Below are 25,894 nucleotides of genomic sequence, written 5' to 3'. Positions count from 1 at the left end.
CGTACTTAATCGGGGGGCAGAGTACTCATCCCGAGAGTCTTGCCTGCGAGAAACACCACACGAAGAATCATGATCTTACATTGATCTATAAAATCTATCAATAATGCGATATCGATCTATAAAAACGATCGATTGGCATGAGTGTAAGAGGGGGGATGGGGACGAGGATGATTGTATTTTATGGTTTTTCAAAGGGTTAATATGCTTGATGCTAAGGTGGGGTAGGTTGCGGTTAGTCCTGTGTATTCCAGCTTGAGGGGATTTCCTTCGATTTAGTACGGGCTTTCAAGCAACCGCAGAAGTGGTTCGATAAGAAGCAGTGCAATGGGCTCAGTTTGTAGACATAAGGAAACTGATGTAATTTGCCCCCTTGCTCTAAAACGCTCTGTATCGAGTTTTACGTGGTTTTGGTATTGAATGATATCTGGGGGAGACTGGTTGGTTTCCCCTTGTCAGTAGGCAAGGGGAGAGTGATTTAGCGTGAAAGTTTTTCTAAGTCTTCCAGAGAGTTAATCTCGTACTTAATACCATTGACAGTTGCATATGATTTGTTTTTATTGCCATCCACCATGATAGCCATTCCATCACCTTCGGCTTTACCTACACCATCTTCCAGTTCAGTGATAAACGTCGGGTTTAGAATGCTGACTTCTTGTTTGTCCTTAATATGCTGGGCAAATTTTTCAGGCTCAATCAGTTCATCAATGAAAGAGTGCAACACAAGTCCTTGCATTTTTAGTAAGTCATGAGCGTTGACTGTTTGTGCTTCTACATACGAAACACCAGGAGATCGGTTGCGATTGAACTTAATCACTATTCTCTGCTTTGTCTCGTCGGAGAAAGTCACTTCGAAATGATCATGTCGCTCATCAATGTCATAACAATCAATACGTTTGATAGCTTGTTTTACCTTTAGTCTAATCCGCTTACGGTTAGGGTTCTTTGTGTCATGAACATCGAAATGTCGGAATTGTTCCCAGCCAGTGGTTTGAATTTCTGAACGGCTGATTTTGTACTGTTGAAATTCTCGCTCAAGCGTTACTTTTTTCTGTTTATTGGCTTTAATCTGATCTGCCAATTCTTCGAGGCCGTCAGTTAAAGTTGCTAGTTTATACAGCGTATTAACAGCTTCTGATGCCTTTTCAATCTCAGATTCGTACCAGGCTGTTTTATCTTCTTGGTGGTTGTTCCAGACGTGATCAGAGATTAGTTGCAAAACAGTATGCTCAAGCTGATATGACGTAAACCCTTTCTTACCGCAGGGCTTACCCTGAACAATCTTTGAACCACATATATAACGGTACTTGTTTTTACTTGAACCTGATTTGAACATGAAAGACCCACATTTTCCGCAAAAAAGGATACCAATGCCTGAGAGTAGTGGGATTTCTGGTTCAGGGTTGCCCTCTGGGTATTTTGAGGAACTTCGAGTAACTGCTCGGTTTCGGTCCAGTTTTGATAGTGTCAGATAGTCTATTTCTGACATCAGTGCCGGGTAGTAATCAGGAATAGTTAACGTTTCTTTCAATGGCGCATCTGTATCCGGATCGCACATAATGGCACCTGATTCATCGCGCTTATCTAGCGTAAAAACCTTTTGCCCATGAACAGTAGGGTTCAAGAAGGTCCGAATTAAATGCTTTCCCCATTGCTCCGTTTTGGGTGTCAGTGCTTGACCTGTCTGGTCTTTATAAATCCTCTTTTTAGGTGCAGGGTAATGTTTGTTAAGATATCGTTGGATCCCAAGAAGAGTTTCACCGCTTTGCTTTAGTTCAATAATCTTCTGCGCTGCGGAAAAATACATTGGGTGTGGAGTAACGTATCCTGACTTTGTGTCTACCCACCAGACATTTTGACCCACTGATTCTATTGATTTTGCTGGCGTTCCAGATTTTCTTGTTAGGTTATGCCTTATCAGAGAACGGGCTTGTGATTCAACTCGGTTCTTTTTTGTTAACGATTCATCGTGTGCGCGGGTGAACATCAACAATGAGATGATCAGATCCGTTGGATTATTCTTTACATCCGCATATTTATAAACCTTTTCATCCATACCGGTAACAATGACAATTCCCTTACTCAGTATACTTTTGAAAATATCCAACGCGCTCCAGGCATCATCACGGCTAATACGGTCAAGATTTTCGACTACCAACCACGATCCAACAGGAACTTTGATTCCAATCTGTTTGATGAATTCTGATAGCTTCCCTTCATGCGCGTTTTTTCCTTTGAACGCAGACATGCCAAGATCGTGGAAAGCAGTTGTATCAAGCTCAAGGTCATAGCGGGATGCAATTCTTAGCGCTGTATCTTGCTGACGCTCCAGCGAGTTACCTTCCCGTTGCTTCGCAGATGAAAAGCGTACATACGAATACAGCTTTGGTTTCATAGAGAGATGTCCTTCTGATCTCAATGATAAGACGGTTGTGATGCTAACAGCAACGATGCATATTTTAAACAGTGAATAATTGTATGCTAGGCAAGCCTGCCAATACACCGTGCGTTCAGCTTGATGAATCACTGCGCTGTAAACTCTTTGGTTCTGAGTTGCGCCCAAAAGTGTGTGCAGGTTTGCAGCCCAGCGCGGAAATGTGCGGGCAAACAACGCACCAGGCAATGCTGTATCTTATTGAACTCGAAGCGCTGACCGCACCCTAGAGCCAGTCCCATCAGGCTCTTAAACGTCTTTGATGCGCGCGAGGCAAAATACGGTGGCGATAATCATCACCAGCGCGAACCAGAACACGGCATGATAATTCCAGATTTCAGCGGCAATGCCCGCCAGCGAACCTGCAATAATCCACCCCACGCGGATGGTGTTCGTATACAGGGTGGTAGCTGAACCAGCCTGTCCCGGCATTAAATCCTGAAAATAGAGCATCCCAATTCCGCCGAGAATGCCGATGTAAATCGCGTTCAATAGTTGCAAACCGAGCAAAATAACCGGTGAGTGCGCCAGCAACATACCGGCATAAAATAAAAAACCGGCGACTACAGCGAACCGCATTAACAGGCGTTTGCCCAGCCGTTTAGCAAAGTATCCGGCGATCAGCATTGTCGGTATTTCCAGCCCGGCGGCGGTACCCATCATGATGCCTGCGAGTTTTTCCGGCAGGTGCAGTTCGTTGATGATGAACAGCGGCATATTAATAATATAGAGGCTGTTGGTGCCCCACATTAATGTGCAGATTGCAAAAAGCAGAAGCGTATCACGACGATTACGCCTTGGGGCCTCGACTACGCCGGTTGCCAGTGGGACGTTTTTGTTCATGGACGGTAAGAACAGCCAGACCATGACGCCGCAGATAATAAATGCGACCGCAGCGCTGAGATACATCACCGTAAAGCTGAACCCCATCGCCAGTGCGTAGGCCAGAGGGGGACCGATCACCCATGCCAGTGAAACCTGTGCGCGTAAAATTGAGCTGAACATCACGGCTTCCCGGCCTGTGCGGTCGGCATGCTCGCGGGCGAGGGCAAACATTTGTGGGTTAGCGGTAGAGCCAAAGCTACTGAGAAAAACACCGACAAACAGCAAAATAAAATAGTTACGGTTCCAGGCAAACAACACGCAGGCCAGCATCCCCAGCACACAGCAAAAAACAATCAGGTTCTTGCGATCGCCTTTTTTATCAGAGCGCCCGGCCAGAAACTGACTTACCAGGATGCCGATGACGGCACTGCCGGTAAAAAAGAAACCCACCATCCCTGGGCGGGCATGGACTTCATCGGTCAGAAAAAGGCTGAGTGTAGGAGTCTGCAATGCGCCAGCAATACCCGTCAGAAAAGCGACAAGCAAAAACGCCGAAGACGTTAAATCAAACGCCTTTGGTGTGGCGGCTACGGGGGTGTTATGCATGTTTCGATATCAGTGGTGTGAAGAGAGGCGGAGTTTACGCTGCTTGTCAGAAAACAAACAAGGAGCTAAATCAAAATCAGCATGAAAAATCAAAATCGCATTTCAGTCTGAGAAAACAGCATGCTGACGATGCTGAACCTGATAGGGTAACCCTGTTTTTTGCGTCAGCAATTTTCACACATAGAAGAAAAAATGTGCGTTACATCTAAATTCAGCAAGCAAATCTACAACTTTACTTGCGTGCTGAAGCAGAAAGAGCAAAACTTCTTGAAACGTTTCAGCGCTATCAGATTTTAAATGATGGAGTCGGGTGGCGCCTTTTTTCTCATGTTAGCTGAATCGTTTCAATTCAGCAGGAGAGGAGAACCATGTTCCAGTTATCTGTTCAGGATATACACCCGGGCGAGCAGGCCGGAAACAAAGAAGAGGCCATTCGTCAGGTTGCAGCCGCGTTAGTTCAAGCGGGCAACGTCGCGGAGGGCTACGTCGATGGCATGCTGGCACGCGAACAACAGACATCCACTTTCCTTGGCAACGGTATTGCTATACCTCACGGTACAACGGATACGCGCGACCGCGTGCTGAAAACCGGTGTGCAGGTATTTCAGTTCCCGCAAGGCGTGACCTGGGGTGAAGACCAGGTCGCGTATGTGGCTATCGGTATTGCAGCCAGCTCGGATGAACACCTCGGTTTACTGCGCCAACTGACGCACGTGCTGAGTGATGATTCGGTGGCTGAGCAACTGAAATCAGCCACTACAGCAGAAGAACTGCGCGCCTTACTGATGGGCGAAAAGCAAAGTGAACAGCTGAAGCTTGATAATGACATGCTGACGCTGGACGTTGCCGCCAACTCTCTGATGACGCTGCAGGCGCTGAACGCTGCACGGCTGAAAGAAGCTGGAGCGGTCGATGCGACATTCGTCACCAGAGCGATTAACGAACAACCGATGAATCTCGGTCAAGGGATTTGGCTGAATGACTGTGCTGAAGGCAATGTGCGCAGCGCTATCGCGGTCAGTCGTGCGGCCAACGCATTTGAGGTTCAAGGTGAAACGGCGGCGGCGTTGATTACCGTTGCTATGAATGATGAGCAGCCCGTTGCGGTGCTGAAGCGCCTTGGCGATCTGTTGTTGAACAATAAAGCTGACCGTTTACTGAAAGCTGACGCAGCTACCGTGCTGGCGCTGCTGACCAGCGATGACGCATTAACTGACGATGTATTGAGCGCTGAGTTTGTGGTGCGCAATGAGCATGGTTTACACGCCCGTCCGGGCACCATGCTGGTGAATACGATTAAACAATTTAACAGTGAAATTACCGTGACAAATCTTGATGGAACCGGAAAACCGGCAAATGGACGTAGTCTGATGAAAGTCGTGGCCTTAGGCGTGAAGAAAGGACATCACCTGCGCTTTACCGCACAGGGTGATGATGCTGAACAGGCGCTGAAAGCGATTGGCGATGCTATCGCGGCAGGTCTTGGGGAGGGCGCGTAATGAGCAGACGTGTTGCAACTATCACCCTGAACCCGGCTTACGACCTTGTCGGTTTTTGCCCGGAAATTGAACGCGGTGAAGTTAACCTGGTTAAAACGACCGGTCTGCACGCGGCTGGAAAAGGCATCAACGTCGCGAAAGTTCTGAAAGATCTGGGTATCGACGTTACGGTTGGCGGTTTCCTGGGTAAAGACAACCAGGATGGCTTTCAGCAACTGTTCAGCGAATTGGGTATTGCTAACCGTTTTCAGGTGGTGCAGGGGCGTACCCGTATTAACGTCAAACTGACTGAAAAAGACGGCGAAGTTTCAGACTTCAATTTCTCTGGTTTTGAAGTCACCCCAGCCGACTGGGAACGCTTTGTGAATGACTCCTTGAGCTGGTTGGGGCAGTTCGACATGGTGTGTGTCAGCGGCAGCTTGCCGACCGGTGTTAGTCCGGAAGCATTCACCGACTGGATGACGCGCCTGCGCAGCCAGTGTCCATGCATTATCTTTGATAGTAGCCGTGAAGCACTGGTCGCGGGTCTGAAAGCGGCTCCGTGGCTGGTAAAACCTAACCGCCGCGAGCTGGAGATCTGGGCTGGCCGTAAACTGCCGGAAATGAAAGATGTTATTGATGCTGCACATGCACTGCGCGAGCAGGGTATCGCTCATGTGGTGATTTCACTCGGTGCGGAAGGTGCGCTGTGGGTTAACGCTTCAGGCGAATGGATTGCGAAACCGCCATCCGTTGAGGTGGTCAGCACCGTAGGTGCGGGAGACTCAATGGTCGGCGGCCTGATTTACGGCCTGCTGATGCGTGAGTCCAGTGAACACACCTTACGTCTGGCAACCGCTGTTGCTGCACTGGCCGTAAGTCAAAGTAATGTGGGTATTACCGATCGTCCTCAGTTGGCCGCAATGATGGCGCGTGTCGACTTAAAACCGTTTAACTGACAGCAGGAGAGGCATAATGAAAACGCTGCTGATTATTGACGCTAATCTCGGCCAGGCTCGTGCTTACATGGCGAAAACCCTGCTTGGAGCGGCGGCGCATAAGGCGCATCTGGATATTATTGATAATCCTAATGATGCTGAGCTGGCGATTGTTCTGGGCGACAAACTCCCGAATGACACTTCGCTGAACGGAAAAAATGTCTGGTTGGGTGATATTGGTCGTGCGGTTGCTCATCCTGAGTTATTCCTTAGCGAAGCGAAAAGTCATGCAAAACCCTACAGCGCGCCAGCTGCTGCCGCACCTGTGGCAAGCAGTGGTCCGAAACGTGTGGTTGCGGTAACGGCCTGTCCAACGGGCGTAGCGCATACTTTTATGGCTGCTGAAGCCATTGAAACCGAGGCCAAAAAACGCGGCTGGTGGGTGAAGGTTGAAACCCGTGGCTCTGTTGGGGCGGGTAATGCCATAACCCCGGAAGAAGTTGCCGAAGCTGATCTGGTGATCGTGGCTGCTGATATTGAAGTGGATCTGGCGAAATTTGCCGGAAAACCGATGTACCGTACCTCGACCGGTCTGGCACTGAAGAAAACGAAGCAAGAGCTGGATAAAGCCGTCGACGAAGCGACCCTCTACCAGCCTGCGGGGAAAGGACAGTCTACAGCGACACAGGGTAAGAAAGAGAGTGCTGGCGCATACCGTCACCTGCTGACGGGCGTTTCTTACATGCTGCCAATGGTGGTTGCCGGTGGCCTGTGTATTGCGCTGTCTTTCGCGTTTGGTATTGAAGCATTTAAAGAGCCTAACACGCTGGCAGCAGCGTTGATGCAGATTGGCGGTGGCTCAGCCTTTGCGCTGATGGTTCCGGTTCTGGCGGGTTACATTGCGTTCTCTATTGCCGACCGTCCTGGCCTGACGCCGGGTCTTATCGGCGGTATGTTGGCGGTAAGCACCGGTTCCGGTTTTATCGGCGGGATCATTGCCGGTTTCCTTGCGGGTTACCTGGCGAAGTTAATCAGCACTAAGCTGAAACTGCCGCAAAGTATGGAAGCGCTGAAACCGATCCTGATCATTCCACTGCTCTCGAGCCTGGTGGTGGGTCTGGCGATGATTTACCTCATTGGCAAACCGGTTGCTGGCATCCTGGAAGGTCTGACTCACTGGCTGCAAACCATGGGGACGGCGAATGCGGTACTACTCGGTGCAATTCTTGGCGGTATGATGTGTACTGACATGGGGGGACCGGTAAACAAAGCCGCATATGCTTTCGGTGTGGGTCTGCTGAGTACACAAACGTATGCGCCAATGGCTGCAATCATGGCGGCGGGTATGGTGCCACCGCTGGCACTGGGTCTGTCTACCCTTGTTGCGCGTCGTAAATTCGACAAAGCACAACAGGAAGGGGGGAAAGCCGCTCTGGTTCTGGGTCTGTGCTTCATTACCGAAGGGGCGATTCCGTTCGCAGCCCGTGACCCGATGCGTGTTCTGCCGTGCTGTATCGTCGGTGGTGCGTTGACCGGAGCAATCTCCATGGCGGTAGGTGCTAAGCTGATGGCTCCGCACGGTGGTCTGTTCGTACTGCTGATTCCTGGCGCAATTACACCGGTTCTTGGATATCTGCTGGCAATTATCGCAGGTACGCTGGTTGCGGGTCTGGCCTATGCGTTCCTGAAACGTCCGGAAGAGGACGCTGTCGCTAAAGCGGCATAACCCTCCTCTCATCAAAGGGCAGAGATTTCTCTGCCCTTTTTTTATGCTTAAAGCGTTATCCATTGAAATTCTATGGGGCGAGGCATAACGAATCCTTTTGCTATGCGGTTCAGGCAATCATGGGTGCAATGATAAAGCCAAAGGCAACACCAGCAATAATGCCGCCTAACCCTGGCAACATAAACGGATGGTTTAAGACATACTTGCCAACCCGCGTTGTCCCTGTGGTGTCGAATTCCATTGCTGCCAGCGACGTGGGGTAAGTTGGCAGAACAAACACCCCGGTTACCGCGACGTACGAAGCCAGTATGGCCCAGGTTGGTACACCGAGGGCGACGGCAAGAGGGATAATCAGTGGCGTGGTTGCTCCTTGTGAATAGAGGAGCGCGCAGGTACCAAAGAGTACCAGTGCCAACAGCATCGGATAGGCCTGCAGAATATCGCCCGCGATACTTTTAATCTCCGCCAGATGCGCATCAATAAATGTTGTGCCCAGCGTTACGATCCCGAGAATTACTGCCAGTGAGCTCATGCCCGCGCGAAAAGTGGATGTCAGCACAATGGAATCTGTGGATGTTTTACACAACACCACCATCAGGCAAGCGGCGGACAGCATGCAGATAATAATGATATCCCGCGTATTCATTGGGCTACCGATGTCGAAGCCGGGGCGTAGCTGAGGACATGCGGCAAGAATAACGATGACGACTGTTGCCAGCATAAACAGGCCGACAGAAAGCCTAGCTCCCGGCGTAGTGCTGTGCTGCCCTTCATATTTACGGACCAGACCTTTTTGCAGACGCTCCAGATATACTTCGTCATCTTCCAGCTCGCATCCCTGGCGTGAAGCGATTAATGCGGCAACCATCGCGGCAACGAATGAGGCCGGAAGACAAACCGCCATTACCTGAATAAAGCTGACGCCATTCCCTTCCATGATCGTCAGCATCGCGGCCATGGCGGCGCTAATCGGCGAGCCAGATATCGCAATTTGGGAGGCGACTACGGAGCCAGCTAGCGTGCGAGAGGGACGTATGCCGGATTCTTTTGCCACTTCTGCAATTACCGGCAAGGTAGAAAAGACGATAAACCCGGTTCCCGCCATAATGGTCATCGACCAGGTAATAATTGGCGCAATAATATTAATATATTTTGGATTTCGTCGCATAAAATTGCCGGCGATGCGTACCAGATAATCCATGCCTCCTGCGGCCTGTAGTGCAGATGCTGCTACAACAACCGTCATAATAATAAGAATAACATCTACGGGCGGGGAACCGATGGAAAGACCAAATCCCAGCGTCAGAATTGCCAGTCCCAGTCCACCGCATAAACCAATGCCAATCCCGCCGAGACGAATACCAAAAAATATTGATCCTAATACCACGATAATTTCTAGCCAAATCATAATGATCTCCGCCAGACAATAATTTGTCGTTAAAGGTGAGTGTTTAGTTAATATGTTTATTTAGTTAGGTTTGTTTTTTATTGCGCCAGGAGATGGTGCTTTCCTACTCTTTTTTCGTACCACTTAATACCTGCACGAACTAATGATCCGGTTGAATCAATATATTTATCCGGTGACTGTTTAACCGCTTCGGCAAGGATCACAGGAACTTCCGTACAGCCCAGAACGATAACTTCAGCACCGCGTGAGAAAAGTATTTCGGCTTGTTCAAGCATCATTTTTTGCGCGTGCTTAAGATCACCTGCTTTTAAGCAATAAATACTTTCCATCACTTTTTCCTGACTGGACGTATCAGGACTGATGCAGCTTAAGCCAAGAGATTCTATACCTTTTTGATAAAGTCCCATGTAGAGTGTGGCGTTGGTTGCCAGCAGCCCAATACGGGTTTTTCTGCATTTTTCAACCTCATTCATCGTTGTATCAACAATGCTTAGCAGGTCTATATGGCAGGAATCTTTTAATTCGTTGAACCAAAAATGGGCGGTATTACAGGGAATCACAATACACTCCGCCCCGGCATCTTCCAGTTTATGCAGATAATCACGCATAGCGGGAAGAGGGGAGCGACCATGATGCATCAGAGCATCGGTCCGGTCGGGAATATCAGGAATAGATGAAATAATTAATGGAATATGTTCCTGATCGCACTGTGCTGCCGTATAAGTGACAAATTTATTAAAAAGATCGACGGTTGCAGCAGGACCCATTCCGCCAAGTACGCCAATTAAACCTTTCACGATTTATACCTCATTTAACCGTTAATAAATAATCTGTATTTTTTCTTTCGCTAATGTTTAACAGCTGATGACGGCGATGAGAAATGCAATAATGTTTGCTGTAATGCAAAAACCGCATGATTGTGAGTGTTGAGTCAGGGGCAGAATGCCAGCGCCCGGCAAAGAGTATGGGTTCTGGTCAGAATCGAGCGCGAACATATGGGAGAAACCATCAGGAGGTTAATGTCAAAAACGAAGGTGTCATGCAAAAAACGAATCACTAATTGCTGAGAGTCAATGATATGTCCTGAAATTCTCAGGCATGATGTTATATGCTCATGGACATATTTAAATACCTGTGTGACCGATATGAAAAACATCGAGACAAAATGGTTATATGATTTTTTGACACTGGAAGCCTGTCGTCATTTTTCCCAGGCTGCTGAGCAACGTAATATATCTCAACCAGCATTTAGCCGACGGATCAAAGCGCTCGAGTCGGCGGTAGGAGTCATGTTATTTGATCGCACCACTTCGCCGTTGCAACTTACGGAAGAGGGGAAGTTGTTTCACTCGCAGACACGAAGCTTATTGCAACAGCTGGAATGTAATCTGGATGAGCTAAGCGGTCATAACTTGCTAGGAGTGCCGAATATTAAAGTTGCGGCGGCACATTCGCTGTCGCTTACCATGCTACCCAGATTAGTTCACTCGATGGCAGCCTACGGCGAAGAATTTGTTTATCACGTTGAGGCCATTGATGTTGTGCAGGCGGTTAACACCCTGCGAGAAGGGAAAAGTGATTTTATTATCTCATTTCGCGATGAAGACCTGATGCAGTCACCTTTTTGTGGTCTGAAAGTTTTTGAATCAGAGCTGTACCCTGTTTGTGCTGCTGATGAGCAGGGTAAACCGTTGTTTGATATCTGGCAGCCGCAGGTGCCGATATTGAACTACACCAGTACATCTTATATGGGGCGGTTGGTTAACCGCCATCTGGCGGAAGTGGGCGGTATTACGGGACGCACGTTATTTATGTCTTCGATGAGTGAGTTGCTGAAAAATATGGCGCTTGATGGACATGGTATCGCCTGGTTGCCCGCATGGTCGATTGTTAACGAACTGCGCACAAAACGGTTGGTTTCACTGGCGGTACCGGAGCTAATGGTGCCAATTCAGGCCTATATTTACAGGATGGATACCCGGTTGAATAAAACAGCTGAAAATTTCTGGGGCATCTTGCGTAACCATATGCCAGAGCTTTGATTTTCACTTCTGAGGCGCGCCAGTTAGTCTGGCGCGCGGGAACGATGTTACGCGACTGCTTTTTCTGTTTGCTGGGCTTTCAGCCAGGCTATCTCTTCTGCCCAGATATCAGGGTTGATGGTCTCAAGTACCAGTGGAATACCGTCAAAACGCTTGTCCTGCATGATCCAGCGGAAGGCATCGTGACCGATGTTGCCTTCGCCTAAGCTGTGGTGGCGGTCAACACGGCTGCCAAATGTGCTCTTGGCATCGTTGAGATGCATCCCGCGTAAATAATTAAAGCCGACGATGCGTTCAAATTCCGCAAAGGTCTTTTCGCACTCGGCAGTAGTGCGTAGATCGTATCCGGCAGCGAAGGCGTGGCAGGTATCGATGCAGACACCGACACGGGTTTTATCTTCTACGCCATCAATAATGGCCGCCAGATGCTCAAACTTAAACCCAAGATTACTGCCCTGTCCGGCGGTATTTTCAATGACTGCCGTCACGCCCTGAGTCTGAGCGAGGGCAATATTGATCGACTCCGCGATCCGCGCCAGGCACTCATCTTCCGGGATCTGCATCAAATGGCTACCAGGGTGAAAGTTAAGCAGAGATAAGCCAAGCTGCTCACAGCGCTGCATTTCATCAATAAAGGCATCGCGTGATTTTTCCAGCGCGTCGCTCACCGGGTGTCCGAGGTTAATCAGGTAGCTGTCGTGAGGCAGGATTTGTGCCGGAGAAAAATGGTACTTCTCGCAGGCTGACTTAAAGTCATCTATGACTTCGGTCGTCAACGGCGCGGCGCGCCACTGGCGCTGATTTTTGGTGAACAGGGCGAATGCGGTCGCTTCGATTTCCGCGGCTCGAATAGCGGCGTTAGCCAGACCGCCAGCGGCGCTTACGTGCGCTCCAATATATTTCATAAGTTAAACCCGCCATACTCAAAAGGGGAGAGTATAGCGGGTTAACAAGGGTTAGTCGTGATCGATCATGCCATCAGCGCGTGGATGGCAACGTTAATCGCACCGCCGCCCACAATCAGCCAGACAAACAGAACAAGCGCCATCAGTAAGGGTTTAGCACCTGCTTTCTTCAGTGCACTGACGTGAGTGGTAAGCCCAAGTGCGGCCATCGCCATCGCCAGCAGAACTGTATCCAGCGTAACCAGCATGTCCACTACGGATTTCGGTAGCAGGTGGAACGAGTTGAAAATCGCAACCACAATAAACAGGATGGCAAACCACGGAATAGTGATTTTACTTTTTTCCCCTCCGGTCGCCGGAGACAGCTGTTTCACACGGGCAGCCAGGATGATGAGGAATGGAGCCAGCATCATAACGCGCAACATTTTTGCAATCACTGCCGCGTTTTCTGCGTCCGGGGTAATTGCATGTCCGGCGGCGACAACCTGTGCTACTTCATGCATGGTAGAGCCAATGTAAATCCCATAGGTTTCCGGGCTAAACCAGTGTGCCAGCAGTGGATACATTGCCGGGTACAGGAAGATTGCAATCGTACCGAAGATAACCACAGTTGCGACAGCGACTGTCACTTTACTGGCTTCTGCTTTGACTACCGGTTCTGTTGCCAGCACCGCGGCTGCACCGCAAATGCTGCTCCCGGCACCAATGAGCCAGCTGGTGTGCCGATCCAGGCCAAACACTTTCTGCCCAAGGAAACAGGCAAGCATAAAGGTACTGGTCAGCGTCAACACATCGATCACGATACCGCTGACGCCAACGTCAGCAATCTGCGCGAATGTGAGGCGGAAGCCGTAGAGGATTATCCCCAGGCGTAATAAATGTTGTTTGGCAAACAGTACGCCACCGTCACAGCTTTTCCAGATGTGTGGATAGACGGTATTACCGAGAACCATCCCCAATAAAATGGCTAAGGTGAGGGCGCTGAACCCGGCACCCGCTACGGCGGGAATGGAACCACCCCACAAAGCGGCCCCGGTGATAACTGCACTCAGGGCAAGCCCCGGAATAAAATGCCACACTGTACGTCGATGATTCTGTAGGGCGAGTTCTGTCATGACCCCTCCTGTGAATTGGAATGAAATCTTTGACAAAATAGTAAGGTGAAGTGGCTTAAAAATAAAATTGATTATATATTTATAATTAATCTTTATAAGTGGTAAGCACGGCTACCTGGTGGAAAATGACTATGCATATCACCCTACGACAACTTGAAGTGTTTGCTGAGGTACTGAAAAGCGGCTCGACGACTCAGGCATCTGTGATGTTGTCATTGTCGCAGTCGGCGGTTAGCGCCGCGCTTACCGATTTAGAGGGGCAACTTGGTGTCCAGCTATTTGACCGCGTGGGTAAGCGCCTGGTCGTTAATGAGCACGGGCGATTACTCTATCCTCGCGCGCTGGCGCTGCTTGAGCAAACAACTGAAATTGAACAGCTTTTTCGTGAAGATAATGGCGCTATTCGCGTATACGCCAGCAGCACCATTGGTAATTACATTCTTCCTGCCATGATCGCCCGCTACCGGCAGGATTTTCCTGATTTGCCACTGGAGCTGAGCGTGGGCAACAGTCAGGATGTTATCAACGCCGTACTGGATTTTCGGGTAGACATTGGGCTTATCGAAGGCCCTTGCCACAGCACGGAAATTATCTCTGAACCGTGGCTGGAAGATGAGCTGGTGGTCTTTGCTGCGCCGTCTTCGCCATTAACGAAGGGGCCCGTTACGCTGGAACAACTGGCAGCGTCGCCCTGGATCCTCCGCGAGCGTGGTTCCGGTACGCGTGAGCTTGTTGATTACCTGCTGTTGTCGCATTTGCCGAGGTTTCAAATGGCCATGGAGCTGGGTAATTCAGAAGCGATTAAACATGCTGTGCGTCATGGATTAGGTATTAGCTGTCTGTCGCGTCGTGTCATTGAGGAACAGTTGCGGGCCGGAACGCTGAGCGAAGTTCCCGTGCCACTACCGCGGTTAGTTCGCACCCTCTGGCGTGTCCATCATCGTCAAAAACACCTCTCCAATGCGCTGCTGCGTTTTTTACGTTATAGCGATCAGGTGGAACAGGCCGGGTAAGGCGCAGGTGTGGCGGAAGCAGGTAGTGCCGACATGCTCTTACCTGATGGGGCTATGTTTATCTGGCCTGCACGCTTTCAAATCTCTGCTTTACTTATAATCCGCGGCCAGTCATGAAGGTCTCTTATAACAGCGCATTTGTGCCGGAAGAATGCCGTTTCGTCTGCTACAATCGCGCCTCATTTTTTGGATGGATAGCATTTTCACATGGTTTCCGAAACTAAAACCACAGAAGCGCCCACGCTACGTCGTGAACTGAAAGCGCGTCACCTGACGATGATTGCCATTGGTGGCTCCATCGGTACGGGTCTTTTTGTTGCATCTGGTGCAACCATTTCTGCGGCGGGTCCTGGCGGCGCGCTGTTTTCCTATATTCTGATTGGTCTGATGGTGTACTTCCTGATGACCAGTCTTGGTGAATTAGCCGCGTATATGCCGGTTTCCGGTTCGTTCTCCACCTACGGTCAGAACTATGTAGAAGAAGGCTTTGGCTTCGCGCTGGGCTGGAACTACTGGTACAACTGGGCGGTAACCATTGCCGTTGACCTTGTGGCTGCACAACTGGTGATGAGCTGGTGGTTCCCGGATACGCCCGGCTGGATCTGGAGTGCGTTGTTCCTGTGCGTCATCTTCCTGCTGAACTACATCTCGGTCAGGGGTTTTGGTGAAGCGGAGTACTGGTTCTCGCTGATCAAAGTTACCACCGTTATTATCTTCATTGTGGTTGGCGTGATGATGATCGTCGGTATCTTTAAAGGCGCTCAACCGGTGGGCTGGAGCAACTGGACGACAGGTGAGGCTCCTTTTGCCGGTGGTTTTGCGGCGATGATTGGCGTGGCGATGATCGTCGGTTTCTCTTTCCAGGGCACCGAGTTGATTGGTATCGCTGCAGGCGAATCTGAAGATCCTGAGAAGAACATTCCTCGCGCTGTGCGTCAGGTGTTCTGGCGAATCCTGTTGTTCTATGTGTTCGCTATTTTGATCATCAGCCTGATTATTCCATACACTGACCCAAGCCTGCTGCGCAATGATGTTAAAGACATCAGCGTCAGTCCGTTCACGCTGGTATTCCAGCACGCCGGCCTGCTTTCTGCGGCGGCGGTGATGAACGCCGTTATCCTGACAGCGGTATTGTCGGCGGGTAACTCCGGGATGTATGCGTCAACGCGTATGCTTTATACCCTGGCATGTGATGGTAAAGCGCCGCGTATTTTCGCTAAGCTGTCTCGTGGCGGTGTACCGCGTAATGCGTTATATGCGACCACGGTGGTGGCAGGGTTGTGCTTCCTGACTTCAATGTTTGGCAACCAGACTGTGTACCTGTGGCTGCTGAATACCTCCGGGATGACGGGCTTTATCGCCTGGCTGGGGATTGCCATTAGCCACTATCGTTTCCGTCGTGGCTATGTGCTGCAGGGGCATGATGTGAAGGATCTGCCGTATCGTTCAGGTTTCTTCCCGCTGGGTCCGATCTTTGCTTTCGTGTTGTGCCTGATTATTACGCTGGGACAAAACTACGAAGCATTCCTGAAAGATACCATTGACTGGGGCGGTGTGATGGCAACCTATATCGGTATCCCGCTGTTCCTGATTATCTGGTTTGGCTACAAGCTGACAAAAGGAACCCATTTTGTTCGCTACAGCGAAATGCACTTCCCGGGGCGAGTGAAGAAATAACCTGTTAGACAGACCTGTCCGGATCCAGCATTTATGCCGTCATCCGGCAGACAAAATAACAAAAACCCCGGCATTATTCGTGCCGGGGTTTTTTATTGCACTGTACTTAGAAGTTGTAAGTCAGGCCAACGGTATAGCGACGACCATCGAGAACGGTGTCGTAGGTATCGTAATTGATTTGCTTATCCAGAACGTTATACACGCCAGCAGTCAGCAACAGATCTTTGTTGGCGTAGTAACGCAAGCCGACGTCAACCTGAGTATAGGAAGGGGTTCCTTGTGCCATTGAGGTACGGCTCAGGTACTCGGATGTTTTACCGCGCAAGTTCAGACGGCTCCAGAAGCCGATATCCTGCGTAGCCTGCCAGTCCAGCGTAGTGTTAAACATATGTTTTGGCATTTTATTCAGCGGCTGACCAGAGAACTGACCGCTTTTCTGCTCAGACTCGGTGTAGGTGTAGTTAGCTGTCCAGTTGAGGTCAGAGGTAATCTTCCAGCCGAAGGTGGACTCTACGCCGCGCATGTTGGCTTTATCAACGTTAACCCGATCGCTGACAAAATCGTAACTGGTTGTGCCGATGGTGCAGGCAGGATCGGAACTGCTGTTACAGCGGCGAACTTCGGTAATTTTGTTTTTGAAGTCAGTGTTGAACAGAGTGACGCCTGCGTTGAGGTCGTTACCGTTGTCCCACAGCAACCCGATTTCTTCACTCAGGCTTTTCTCCGGTTTCAGATCCGGGTTGCCTACAATGATACCGTTCAGGCGACCACCGCCGGTGACCTGTCCCCAACTGGCAGATGACTGACGCAGGTCTGGTGCACGATAGCCTGCTGAAACACCGCCTTTTAAGGTCCATTGATCGCTAAGATGCCATACGCCATAGCCACGCGGTGTCCAGTTATCACCGTAGTTTTCATCTTTGTCCATACGCAGACCACCGGTCAGCGTAAAGGTATCGGTAACGGCCCATTCATCTTCGGCAAACAGCGCCCAGCTCCAGCGAGTTAGCTTGTTCAGACCATCTGCCGCTTGCAACTGGTTACCGTTATCGCGCAGTTTTTCATAACGGTACTGTCCACCCGCCGTCAGGGTATGTGCCCCGAGGAAGATCTGGTTCTGGTTATTGAAGATGGTGTTGTAGGACTTCATCTGGCGACCGGGATTCTCGCTCTCTTCCTGCTGAACATAGCTGGTGGTATTGAAGTCGTCATAGTAACCGCTGTGGGTTAATGAATAGGTGGTGTGCACATACTTGCTTTCGCTTTTGCTGTTTGGCTTACAGGTGCCGTTGCGGCAGCTCTCTGCGGCCATTGACTTGCCTGGCGTGCTGTCGCGATCCTGCAGTTCACGTGCGTAATCGAAGTCAATATCGTTTTTATCATCCGGCGTAAAGTTCAGGGTTAATCCCCCGCTACGCATACGCTGCTCATTGTAACCATTGACGATTTCATCTTCCGCACGGTGAGAGAATAAACCGGTGACTTTTGCGCCGAGTAACCCGTCAATCAGCGGCCCGGAAGCATAAGCGTTAGTCTGGTAAATATCGCCAGAATCCCGGTCTTCCTGGAAAGTGGCATCGCCATGCAAGGAGCCGGTCCAGGCTTTGGTATTCGAGACTTTTTTGGTAATTACGTTGATGACGCCGCCCATCGCATCAGAGCCGTAGAGCGAAGACATAGGGCCACGGATCACTTCGATACGTTCGATGGATTCCAGCGGCGGGAGCCAGCCTTGCTCAATGCCAGAGTTATCGCTGTTGGGACGTGTACCACGCGTGCTGATACGTTTACCGTTTACCAGGAAAAGCGTGTATTGCGAAGCCATCCCGCGAATGCTGATATCGCTGCTGCTACCCCCACCTGTTACGACGACGCCAGGTACATCTTTTAGCGCATCGGTGACATCACGGTAAGCTTTATCCTCTATCTGCTGCTTGGTGATCACAGAAATAGAGGCGGGGGCGTCCTGAATTTTTTGCTCAAACCCGGTGGCTGTAACAACGACGGTATCCTGGTCAGCAGCATAGACGAGTGATGGGAGACTGGCGACGCATACTGCGGCAGCAACAGCCTTAACGTGAGGTATAGTCATTTGTATCATTCCATTTAAATGAATTTACCCGTAATACTTCAAGTTGCAGGTGTGCTGACTAAGCTCGTTCACCCCAGGAACGTACTTATGTGCGTTCCTGGGATTTACTCCCCTGCCGCATGATCCGGCAAGAGAGCCTCACCCCTTCGGGGCCAGCACTGTTCAAAATGCAATTGCATTTTGTCCTACAACTCGAATTCTTAGGGTAACGATCAACTCGTCATGACAAAGGCCATGACAATTATATGTATTTGTCTTTTAAGGACTCTTTTAAGTAAAGAAGCTAGGAGATTGTACAAAAGTGTGAATGTTTGTAAACACAAATGATAATTGGAATCATTTGTGTTTGATATGATTGGCAAGGAAAATCTTTTTCAGTCAATGAGATAGCGGCAAAATAAAAATGGAGAAAAAATGAGGAAATGATGGAGAAACAAAGAGGGCGGACGCCCTCAGTGCGTTACTTCAACAGATATTGTGCGTGGAAGCGCAGATGATCTTCAATGAACGACGCAATAAAATAATAGCTATGATCGTATCCGGGCTGAATGCGTAACGTCATCGGCCACGCCGTCTGACGAGCCGTTTCTGCCAGCACCGCAGGTTGAAGTTGATCGGCAAGGAACTGATCGCTGTCACCCTGATCGATGAGTGTTGGAATGGCATCTTCTGGCTTACTGGCTAACATTAACGCGCAGCTATCCCATGCGGCCCAGGTCGTCTTATCATCGCCCAGATAGGCACTAAATGCCTTTTCTCCCCACGGAACACGGCATGGGTTTACGATTGGCGCAAACGCGGAAACACTGGTGTATTTACCGGGGTTTTTCAGCGCCATAATCAGTGCGCCGTGACCGCCCATGGAGTGTCCGCTGATGGCGCAGCGATCGCCGACGTTAAACTGTGACTGAACCAGCGCCGGAAGCTCATCGCGCAAGTAGTCATACATGCGGAAATGCGAAGCCCATGGCTGCTGTGTGGCATTGAGATAAAATCCGGCACCTTGACCTAAATCGTACCCGTCATCATTGGCCACCTGTTCACCGCGCGGGCTGGTATCTGGCATCACCAGAACAATCCCCAACTCAGCTGCAATACGCTGCGCGCCTGCTTTGGTAGTAAAATTCTCATCATTGCAGGTCAGACCCGACAACCAATACAGTACCGGAGGCGGGGTGTTATCGCGCGGCGGAGGGAGAAAAATGCTGAAAGTCATGGTGCAATTTAACGTAGCGGAGTCGTGACGCCAGCGTTGCTGCCAGCCTTCAAAACAGCGGTGCTCTTCAAGCATTTCCATGCGTGGCTCCTTGTTGTGTCGAATCTGAATGTGTTTGCGAACCAATCATAATACAGATTATTCATTGCACTGTGAGTAACTTTCACTTCCGCATTGGGCAAACATACTTCATCATCTATATAACTTTACATTAACACTCATACTCACCGGGTTGAACGGCAAGTAGGATCTGTGCATTAACAGGCTGCACCAATTTCAATAATTATCGCGGTGAATACTGGATTATGTGCGCCGCCTCACGCACAATGTTCTGGCTGTGACACAGCCTAAAAACTTTGCCCCACGCAGGGCAGAGGCGCCACACCTGCAGGAGAAGAAGAAATGTCATCACTCAGTAAAGAAGCGGCCCTGGTTCATGAAGCGCTGGTCGCACGTGGTCTCGAAACCCCGTTGCGCCCGCCCGTGCATGAGATGGATAACGAAACGCGCAAACGTCTTATCTCCGGCCATATGACCGAGATTATGCAATTGCTCAATCTTGATTTGAGCGATGACAGTCTGATGGAAACCCCACATCGCATCGCTAAAATGTATGTTGATGAGATTTTCTCCGGTCTCGATTACGCGAACTTCCCGAAAATTACCGTCATTGAAAATAAAATGAAGGTTGATGAGATGGTCACGGTTCGTGATATCACGCTGACCAGCACCTGTGAGCATCACTTTGTCACAATTGATGGCAAAGCGACGGTGGCGTACATCCCGAAAGAGTCTGTGATTGGCCTGTCGAAGATTAATCGCATTGTGCAATTCTTTGCGCAGCGTCCACAGGTACAAGAACGTCTGACTCAGCAAATTTTGACCGCGCTGCAAACGCTGCTCGGTACTAATAATGTGGCGGTTTCAATTGATGCGGTGCATTATTGCGTGAAAGCGCGCGGTATCCGTGATGCGACCAGTGCGACCACTACCACCTCGCTTGGCGGGCTGTTTAAGTCCAGCCAGAATACGCGTCAGGAATTCCTGCGCGCCGTGCGTCACCACAACTGATTAGGGCAGGGAACCATGGAGCGTAATGTCACGCTGGATTTTATTCGTGGCGTTGCCATCCTTGGTATCCTGCTTCTCAATATTAGCGCCTTTGGTTTGCCGAAGGCGGCATACCTGAACCCTGCCTGGTACGGCAACATTACCCTGTCGGATGCCTGGACCTGGGCGGTGCTTGATCTCTTCGCGCAGGTGAAGTTCCTTACTCTTTTTGCGCTGTTGTTCGGCGCAGGCCTGCAAATGCTGTTGCCGCGCGGCAAACGCTGGATCCAGTCGCGACTCACTCTGCTAGTTTTGCTGGGTTTTATTCACGGCTTATTATTATGGGATGGCGATATCCTGCTGGCATACGGCTTAATTGGTCTTATCTGCTGGCGGCTGATCCGCGACGCTCCTTCGGTCAAAAGCCTGTTTAATACCGGTGTGCTGCTCTACCTCGTAGGTATCGGCGTATTGCTGCTGCTTGGCGTTATTTCCGGGGGCGAAACCAGCCGGGCCTGGACGCCGGATGCCTCTGCACTGCTGTATGAAAAGTTCTGGAAGATTAACGGCGGTATGGAAGCGGTCAGTAACCGCGTGGATATGCTGTCGAACAGCCTGCTGGCACTGGGGGCGCAGTACGGCTGGCAGCTTGCGGGAATGATGCTGCTCGGCGCGGCATTGATGCGCAGCGGCTGGCTGAAAGGACAATACAGTTTGTCGCATTATCGTCGTACAGGCGCGTTGTTGGTCATCATCGGAATGGCGATTAACCTGCCGGCTATCGTCGCCCAATGGCATCTGGAGTGGGCATATCGCTGGTGTGCTTTTCTGTTACAAGCCCCGCGAGAACTGAGCGCACCGTTTCAGACTATCGGTTACGCCGCATTGATGTTTGGTTTCTGGCCGCAACTTAACCGCTTTAAATTTGTTATTGCCATTGCCTGCGTAGGACGCATGGCATTGACCAATTATCTTCTGCAAACGCTCATCTGCACCACACTGTTCTATCAGTTTGGTCTGTTTATGAAGTTTGACCGGCTGGAACTGCTGTATTTCGTTATCCCTGTTTGGACTATAAACCTTCTTTTCTCCGTCATTTGGCTACGTTTTTATCGGCAAGGTCCGGTGGAGTGGCTGTGGCGTCAACTAACCCTGCGTGCCTCAGGGGCGTCATTGCCGGGAACATCCAGATAACGATCTGGATCACATTCATTAACAAAATGGATGTAAGCGTTTTCATTCCTGTGACATGACTCACGCAGTGCTATTCATCGTGCTGACAAAATACACAATCCAGGGTGTCTGTGGGCAACCGCAATCTCAAACAGGGTAGTGAATATGATCACCATACGTGATGTGGCACGTCAGTCTGGCGTTTCTGTGGCGACCGTTTCCCGCGTACTGAATAACAGCGCGTTGGTGAGTCCAGATACTCGCGAAGCGGTAATGAAGGCAGTGACTCAGCTAGGCTATCGGCCCAATGCTAATGCGCAAGCGCTGGCCACGCAGGTGAGTGACACTATTGGTGTAGTGGTGATGGATGTTTCAGATGCGTTCTTTGGTGCGCTGGTGAAAGCCGTAGATATGGTTGCCCAGCAGCATCAGAAGTATGTGCTGATTGGTAACAGTTATCATGAAGCAGAAAAAGAACGTCATGCCATCGAAGTCCTGATCCGTCAGCGTTGCAACGCGCTGATTGTTCACTCAAAAGCGCTGAGTGACCAGGAACTGGGGGAGTTTATGGATCAGATCCCCGGAATGGTATTGATCAACCGTATTGTGCCGGGCTACGCCCACCGTTGTGTCTGCCTGGACAATATCAGCGGGGCCAAAATGGCGACCCGCATGCTGCTCAATAACGGGCACCAACGCATAGGGTATCTGGCGTCAAGTCATCGTATTGAAGATGACGCGATGCGTAGAGAAGGGTGGCTAAGCGCGTTGAAAGAAAACGGAATTACTCCGGCAGAAAGCTGGGTTGGCACCGGTTCGCCCGATATGCAGGGCGGAGAATCAGCGATGGTGGAACTGCTGGGACGTAATTTGCAACTGACGGCGGTCTTCGCTTACAACGACAATATGGCCGCCGGGGCGCTTACTGCGCTAAAAGACAACGGCATCGCCATTCCGTTACATCTGTCTATCATTGGTTTCGATGATATCCCTATTGCGCGTTACACCGATCCGCAGCTGACGACCGTGCGCTATCCTATTGCATCAATGGCAAAAATGGCGACAGAGCTCGCACTACAAGGCGCTGCGGGTACGTTGGATCCTGCGGCGACCCATTGCTTTATGCCAACGCTGGTGCGTCGTCATTCTGTGGCGTTGCGGCAGAATGCGGCACCGATCACTAACTGATAATGTCACTCGATGTAACCGTTTTCAATATGTGAGTAAATTCACAGTATCTTAACAATGCCATAGCTATGATGACACTGTTTGTTGCGCTGTAACTACTATGTAACGGTGAATAATCACTTTCATCGAGGTATAGGCGTCTTAAACAAAAATTAAAGCCTGTTTTTGGAGCGTTGCCAGACACGGAAGAAATATTTTTAAAAGTGAGCTTCGGCGTTCAGTAACAGTTTAGTAACGTTCTGCCCTGCCGAGCATTTATCTCAAGTACTACCCTGCATAATAAAACCGGAGATACCATGAATAAGAAGGTGTTGACCCTGTCTGCTGTAATGGCAAGCATGTTATTCGGCGCGGCTGCGCACGCTGCTGATACCCGCATTGGTGTGACGATTTATAAGTATGACGATAACTTTATGTCTGTGGTGCGTAAGGCTATTGAGAAAGATGCCAAAGCGGCGCCAGATGTCCAGTTGCTGATGAACGACTCCCAGAACGATCAATCCAAGCAAAACGATCAGATTGATGTATTGCTGGCAAAAGGCGTTAAAGCACTGGCTATCAACCTGGTTGACCCGGCTGCAGCAGGCACGGTAATTGAGAAAGCTCGTGGCCAGAACGTACCGATTGTGTTCTTCAACAAAGAACCTTCACGTAAAGCGCTGGACAGCTATGACAAGGCCTTCTATGTCGGTACCGACTCTAAAGAATCTGGCATCATCCAGGGTGATTTGATTGCTAAACACTGGGCAGCAAACCCGAACTGGGATCTGAACAAAGACGGTAAAATTCAGTTTGTTCTGCTGAAAGGCGAGCCGGGACATCCGGATGCTGAGGCACGTACTACCTACGTGATTAAAGAGCTGAACGACAAAGGCATTAAAACTGAGCAGCTGCAGTTAGATACCGCCATGTGGGATACCGCTCAGGCGAAAGATAAAATGGATGCGTGGATGTCCGGTCCAAACGCCAACAAAATTGAAGTTGTGATTGCGAATAATGACGCAATGGCAATGGGTGCAGTTGAAGCGCTGAAAGCACACAACAAAACCAGCGTTCCGGTATTTGGCGTGGATGCGTTGCCTGAAGCTCTGGCTCTGGTGAAATCTGGCGCAATGGCCGGTACCGTGCTGAACGACGCCAATAACCAGGCGAAAGCAACCTTCGATCTGGCGAAAAACCTGGCTGAAGGCAAAGGTGCGGCAGACGGCACAACCTGGAAAATTGAGAACAAAATTGTTCGCGTTCCGTATGTAGGTGTCGATAAAGACAATCTGGCTGAGTTCACCAATAAATAAGTCTATACACACCATACATCAAGTTGCCTGTGCGTTGGTTGTGCTCGTTCACCCCAGTTACATAGTTATCTATGTGGCTGGGGACTCACTCACTCACCGCCTTCCTGCAACTCGAATTTTTTAGTGTATATGTCTGTGGGCGCAATTCTGTTGCGCCCTCAATTACGCACTCAGCAAGGCCAACAAGGTATAATTATGGTCAGCACTAATACTCAGTCGTCAGGCGAATACTTGTTGGAAATGAGCGGCATCAACAAGTCCTTTCCCGGCGTTAAGGCTCTTGATAATGTCAATTTAAAAGTCCGCCCACATTCTATTCACGCCTTAATGGGGGAGAATGGAGCTGGAAAGTCAACATTATTAAAATGTCTTTTTGGAATCTATCAAAAAGATTCCGGTAGTATTTTATTTCAGGGTAAAGAAATCGATTTTCATTCTGCTAAAGAAGCGCTTGAAAATGGTATCTCGATGGTACACCAGGAATTGAACCTGGTATTACAACGTTCCGTAATGGACAACATGTGGCTAGGGCGTTATCCCACCAAAGGCATGTTTGTCGACCAGGATAAAATGTACCGGGATACCAAAGCGATATTTGATGAACTGGATATTGATATCGATCCGCGTGCGCGCGTCGGTACATTGTCAGTTTCGCAAATGCAGATGATAGAAATTGCTAAAGCGTTTTCGTACGATGCCAAAATCGTCATCATGGATGAACCTACCTCGTCTTTGACGGAGAAAGAGGTTAATCATCTGTTCACGATTATTCGTAAACTGAAAGAGCGTGGATGCGGCATCGTTTATATTTCTCACAAAATGGAAGAAATCTTCCAGTTGTGCGATGAAATTACCGTGCTACGTGATGGTCAGTGGATTGCGACCCAGCCACTGGAAGGGCTGGATATGGATAAGATCATCGCCATGATGGTGGGACGTTCGCTGAACCAACGTTTCCCGGATAAAGAGAACAAGCCTGGCGAAGTGATTCTGGAAGTGCGTAACCTGACATCTCTGCGTCAGCCGTCGATTCGTGATATCTCTTTTGACCTGCATAAAGGGGAGATCCTTGGCATTGCCGGTCTGGTTGGTGCAAAACGCACAGATATTGTTGAAACACTTTTTGGTATTCGTGAGAAATCATCAGGTACGATTACGCTACACGGCAAAAAAATTAATAACCACAGTGCGAATGAAGCCATTAACCATGGTTTTGCGCTGGTGACGGAAGAACGTCGCTCAACGGGCATTTATGCTTATCTGGATATCGGTTTTAACTCGTTAATATCCAATATCCAAAACTATAAAAATAAAGTTGGCCTGTTGGATAATACCCGTATGAAAAGCGATACCCAATGGGTAATTGACTCCATGAGGGTGAAAACACCAGGTCACCGTACACAAATTGGTTCACTGTCCGGTGGCAACCAGCAAAAGGTTGTTATTGGCCGTTGGTTGTTAACACAGCCAGAAATACTGATGCTGGATGAGCCAACACGTGGGATCGATGTTGGTGCAAAATTTGAAATTTATCAGTTAATTGCGGAGCTGGCGAAAAAAGGGAAGGGGATTATCATTATTTCCTCCGAAATGCCGGAGCTGTTAGGTATTACCGATCGTATTCTGGTTATGAGCAATGGTCTTGTGGCTGGAATTGTTGAAACTAAAACGACAACGCAAAACGAAATTCTCCGTCTTGCGTCTTTGCACCTTTAA

At 49.6% G+C, this 25,894-nt stretch carries 19 protein-coding genes and 1 pseudogene; 12 read left to right on the top strand and 8 right to left on the bottom strand.

Annotated features, from left to right (window positions below; genetic code table 11):
• Positions 1–475: 475 nt before the first annotated feature.
• Positions 476–2,392 carry a recombinase family protein gene (locus OH663_RS10475; protein ID WP_159359365.1) on the bottom strand — a complete coding sequence of 639 codons (1,917 nt, stop codon included), beginning with the start codon at positions 2,390–2,392 and terminating at the stop codon, positions 476–478.
• Positions 2,393–2,481: 89 nt separating this feature from the next.
• Between OH663_RS10475 and OH663_RS10470 the strand changes: the two are divergent.
• Positions 2,482–2,661: pseudogene (locus OH663_RS10470) on the top strand (YkgJ family cysteine cluster protein); the annotation flags it as partial.
• Between the two features lie 19 nt (positions 2,662–2,680).
• On the opposite strand, the gene setB reads toward OH663_RS10470, so the two are convergent.
• Positions 2,681–3,862 carry a sugar efflux transporter SetB gene (gene setB, locus OH663_RS10465; RefSeq protein ID WP_200010120.1) on the bottom strand — a complete coding sequence of 394 codons (1,182 nt, stop codon included), beginning with the start codon at positions 3,860–3,862 and terminating at the stop codon, positions 2,681–2,683.
• 368 nt (positions 3,863–4,230) lie between these two features.
• On the opposite strand from setB, the gene fruB reads away from it, so the two are divergent.
• The 3 genes from fruB to fruA are packed head-to-tail and all read left to right on the top strand — an operon-like array spanning position 4,231 to position 8,004.
• Positions 4,231–5,361 carry a fused PTS fructose transporter subunit IIA/HPr protein gene (gene fruB / locus OH663_RS10460; RefSeq protein ID WP_048221038.1) on the top strand — a complete coding sequence of 377 codons (1,131 nt, stop codon included), beginning with the start codon at positions 4,231–4,233 and terminating at the stop codon, positions 5,359–5,361.
• Positions 5,361–6,299: a 1-phosphofructokinase gene (fruK, locus tag OH663_RS10455; RefSeq protein ID WP_003027446.1), complete on the top strand. Its 939-nt coding sequence runs from the start codon at positions 5,361–5,363 to the stop codon at positions 6,297–6,299. Before fruB ends, fruK begins: the two co-directional genes overlap by 1 nt.
• Before the next feature lie 16 nt (positions 6,300–6,315).
• A complete protein-coding gene (fruA, locus tag OH663_RS10450) occupies positions 6,316–8,004 on the top strand; it encodes a PTS fructose transporter subunit IIBC (protein WP_045445055.1) in 1,689 nt (562 codons plus the stop codon).
• A gap of 109 nt (positions 8,005–8,113) precedes the next feature.
• On the opposite strand, the gene OH663_RS10445 is transcribed toward fruA, so the two are convergent.
• Together OH663_RS10445 and cuyB are read right to left on the bottom strand one after the other, a co-directional pair.
• A complete protein-coding gene (locus tag OH663_RS10445; RefSeq protein WP_045445052.1) occupies positions 8,114–9,412 on the bottom strand; it encodes an anaerobic C4-dicarboxylate transporter in 1,299 nt (432 codons plus the stop codon).
• A gap of 77 nt (positions 9,413–9,489) precedes the next feature.
• Positions 9,490–10,209 carry a cysteate racemase gene (gene cuyB, locus OH663_RS10440; protein WP_045445049.1) on the bottom strand — a complete coding sequence of 240 codons (720 nt, stop codon included), beginning with the start codon at positions 10,207–10,209 and terminating at the stop codon, positions 9,490–9,492.
• A 339-nt stretch (positions 10,210–10,548) separates the two neighbouring features.
• Here cuyB and hypT point away from each other — a divergent pair, with 339 nt between their 5' ends.
• Complete coding sequence (gene hypT / locus OH663_RS10435; protein WP_075261762.1) at positions 10,549–11,454, top strand: hypochlorite stress DNA-binding transcriptional regulator HypT; 906 nt, start codon at positions 10,549–10,551, stop codon at positions 11,452–11,454.
• 47 nt (positions 11,455–11,501) lie between these two features.
• On the opposite strand, the gene nfo is transcribed toward hypT, so the two are convergent.
• A complete protein-coding gene (gene nfo, locus OH663_RS10430; RefSeq protein ID WP_048221041.1) occupies positions 11,502–12,359 on the bottom strand; it encodes a deoxyribonuclease IV in 858 nt (285 codons plus the stop codon).
• 65 nt (positions 12,360–12,424) lie between these two features.
• The gene (locus OH663_RS10425; protein WP_048221042.1) at positions 12,425–13,474 is read right to left on the bottom strand and encodes a YeiH family protein; all 1,050 of its coding nucleotides are present in this window, start codon (positions 13,472–13,474) and stop codon (positions 12,425–12,427) included.
• Between the two features lie 131 nt (positions 13,475–13,605).
• On the opposite strand from OH663_RS10425, the gene yieE reads away from it, so the two are divergent.
• Together yieE and lysP are read left to right on the top strand one after the other, a co-directional pair.
• Positions 13,606–14,487, top strand: a complete 882-nt coding sequence (yieE, locus tag OH663_RS10420; protein ID WP_045445036.1) for a DNA-binding transcriptional regulator YeiE — start codon at positions 13,606–13,608, stop codon at positions 14,485–14,487.
• Between the two features lie 207 nt (positions 14,488–14,694).
• Complete coding sequence (lysP, locus tag OH663_RS10415) at positions 14,695–16,164, top strand: lysine-specific permease (RefSeq protein ID WP_045445033.1); 1,470 nt, start codon at positions 14,695–14,697, stop codon at positions 16,162–16,164.
• Positions 16,165–16,270: 106 nt separating this feature from the next.
• Here lysP and OH663_RS10410 read toward each other — a convergent pair whose 3' ends face one another.
• Positions 16,271–18,256: a ligand-gated channel protein gene (locus tag OH663_RS10410; RefSeq protein WP_048221043.1), complete on the bottom strand. Its 1,986-nt coding sequence runs from the start codon at positions 18,254–18,256 to the stop codon at positions 16,271–16,273.
• Between the two features lie 460 nt (positions 18,257–18,716).
• Positions 18,717–19,553: an S-formylglutathione hydrolase gene (gene fghA / locus OH663_RS10405; RefSeq protein WP_045445026.1), complete on the bottom strand. Its 837-nt coding sequence runs from the start codon at positions 19,551–19,553 to the stop codon at positions 18,717–18,719.
• A 321-nt stretch (positions 19,554–19,874) separates the two neighbouring features.
• On the opposite strand from fghA, the gene folE reads away from it, so the two are divergent.
• The 5 genes from folE (at position 19,875) to mglA (ending at position 25,894) form a co-directional block, all read left to right on the top strand.
• Positions 19,875–20,543, top strand: a complete 669-nt coding sequence (folE, locus tag OH663_RS10400; RefSeq protein WP_043000121.1) for a GTP cyclohydrolase I FolE — start codon at positions 19,875–19,877, stop codon at positions 20,541–20,543.
• A gap of 15 nt (positions 20,544–20,558) precedes the next feature.
• Positions 20,559–21,716, top strand: coding sequence for a DUF418 domain-containing protein YeiB (yeiB, locus tag OH663_RS10395; protein WP_048221045.1), 1,158 nt, complete (start codon positions 20,559–20,561; stop codon positions 21,714–21,716).
• Between the two features lie 144 nt (positions 21,717–21,860).
• The gene (gene galS / locus OH663_RS10390) at positions 21,861–22,883 is read left to right on the top strand and encodes an HTH-type transcriptional regulator GalS (protein ID WP_045445018.1); all 1,023 of its coding nucleotides are present in this window, start codon (positions 21,861–21,863) and stop codon (positions 22,881–22,883) included.
• A gap of 296 nt (positions 22,884–23,179) precedes the next feature.
• A complete protein-coding gene (gene mglB, locus OH663_RS10385) occupies positions 23,180–24,178 on the top strand; it encodes a galactose/glucose ABC transporter substrate-binding protein MglB (protein ID WP_045445015.1) in 999 nt (332 codons plus the stop codon).
• Positions 24,179–24,373: 195 nt separating this feature from the next.
• Complete coding sequence (gene mglA / locus OH663_RS10380; RefSeq protein WP_045445012.1) at positions 24,374–25,894, top strand: galactose/methyl galactoside ABC transporter ATP-binding protein MglA; 1,521 nt, start codon at positions 24,374–24,376, stop codon at positions 25,892–25,894.

This window comes from Citrobacter sp. Marseille-Q5395 (assembly GCF_947057495.1).
GTDB classification, from domain to species: domain Bacteria; phylum Pseudomonadota; class Gammaproteobacteria; order Enterobacterales; family Enterobacteriaceae; genus Citrobacter; species Citrobacter murliniae.
This window is presented reverse-complemented; position numbering and strand designations above follow the sequence as displayed.

Coding starts and splice junctions, on each gene's coding strand:
- mglB (WP_045445015.1), top strand. CDS start 23,180: ATGAATAAGAAGGTGTTGACCCTGTCTGCTGTAATGGCAAGCATGTTA.
- fruA (WP_045445055.1), top strand. CDS start 6,316: ATGAAAACGCTGCTGATTATTGACGCTAATCTCGGCCAGGCTCGTGCT.
- OH663_RS10410 (WP_048221043.1), bottom strand. CDS start 18,256: ATGACTATACCTCACGTTAAGGCTGTTGCTGCCGCAGTATGCGTCGCC.
- OH663_RS10425 (WP_048221042.1), bottom strand. CDS start 13,474: ATGACAGAACTCGCCCTACAGAATCATCGACGTACAGTGTGGCATTTT.
- fruB (WP_048221038.1), top strand. CDS start 4,231: ATGTTCCAGTTATCTGTTCAGGATATACACCCGGGCGAGCAGGCCGGA.
- setB (WP_200010120.1), bottom strand. CDS start 3,862: ATGCATAACACCCCCGTAGCCGCCACACCAAAGGCGTTTGATTTAACG.
- mglA (WP_045445012.1), top strand. CDS start 24,374: ATGGTCAGCACTAATACTCAGTCGTCAGGCGAATACTTGTTGGAAATG.
- OH663_RS10475 (WP_159359365.1), bottom strand. CDS start 2,392: ATGAAACCAAAGCTGTATTCGTATGTACGCTTTTCATCTGCGAAGCAA.
- yeiB (WP_048221045.1), top strand. CDS start 20,559: ATGGAGCGTAATGTCACGCTGGATTTTATTCGTGGCGTTGCCATCCTT.
- yieE (WP_045445036.1), top strand. CDS start 13,606: ATGCATATCACCCTACGACAACTTGAAGTGTTTGCTGAGGTACTGAAA.
- galS (WP_045445018.1), top strand. CDS start 21,861: ATGATCACCATACGTGATGTGGCACGTCAGTCTGGCGTTTCTGTGGCG.
- lysP (WP_045445033.1), top strand. CDS start 14,695: ATGGTTTCCGAAACTAAAACCACAGAAGCGCCCACGCTACGTCGTGAA.
- fghA (WP_045445026.1), bottom strand. CDS start 19,553: ATGGAAATGCTTGAAGAGCACCGCTGTTTTGAAGGCTGGCAGCAACGC.
- nfo (WP_048221041.1), bottom strand. CDS start 12,359: ATGAAATATATTGGAGCGCACGTAAGCGCCGCTGGCGGTCTGGCTAAC.
- OH663_RS10445 (WP_045445052.1), bottom strand. CDS start 9,412: ATGATTTGGCTAGAAATTATCGTGGTATTAGGATCAATATTTTTTGGT.
- folE (WP_043000121.1), top strand. CDS start 19,875: ATGTCATCACTCAGTAAAGAAGCGGCCCTGGTTCATGAAGCGCTGGTC.
- fruK (WP_003027446.1), top strand. CDS start 5,361: ATGAGCAGACGTGTTGCAACTATCACCCTGAACCCGGCTTACGACCTT.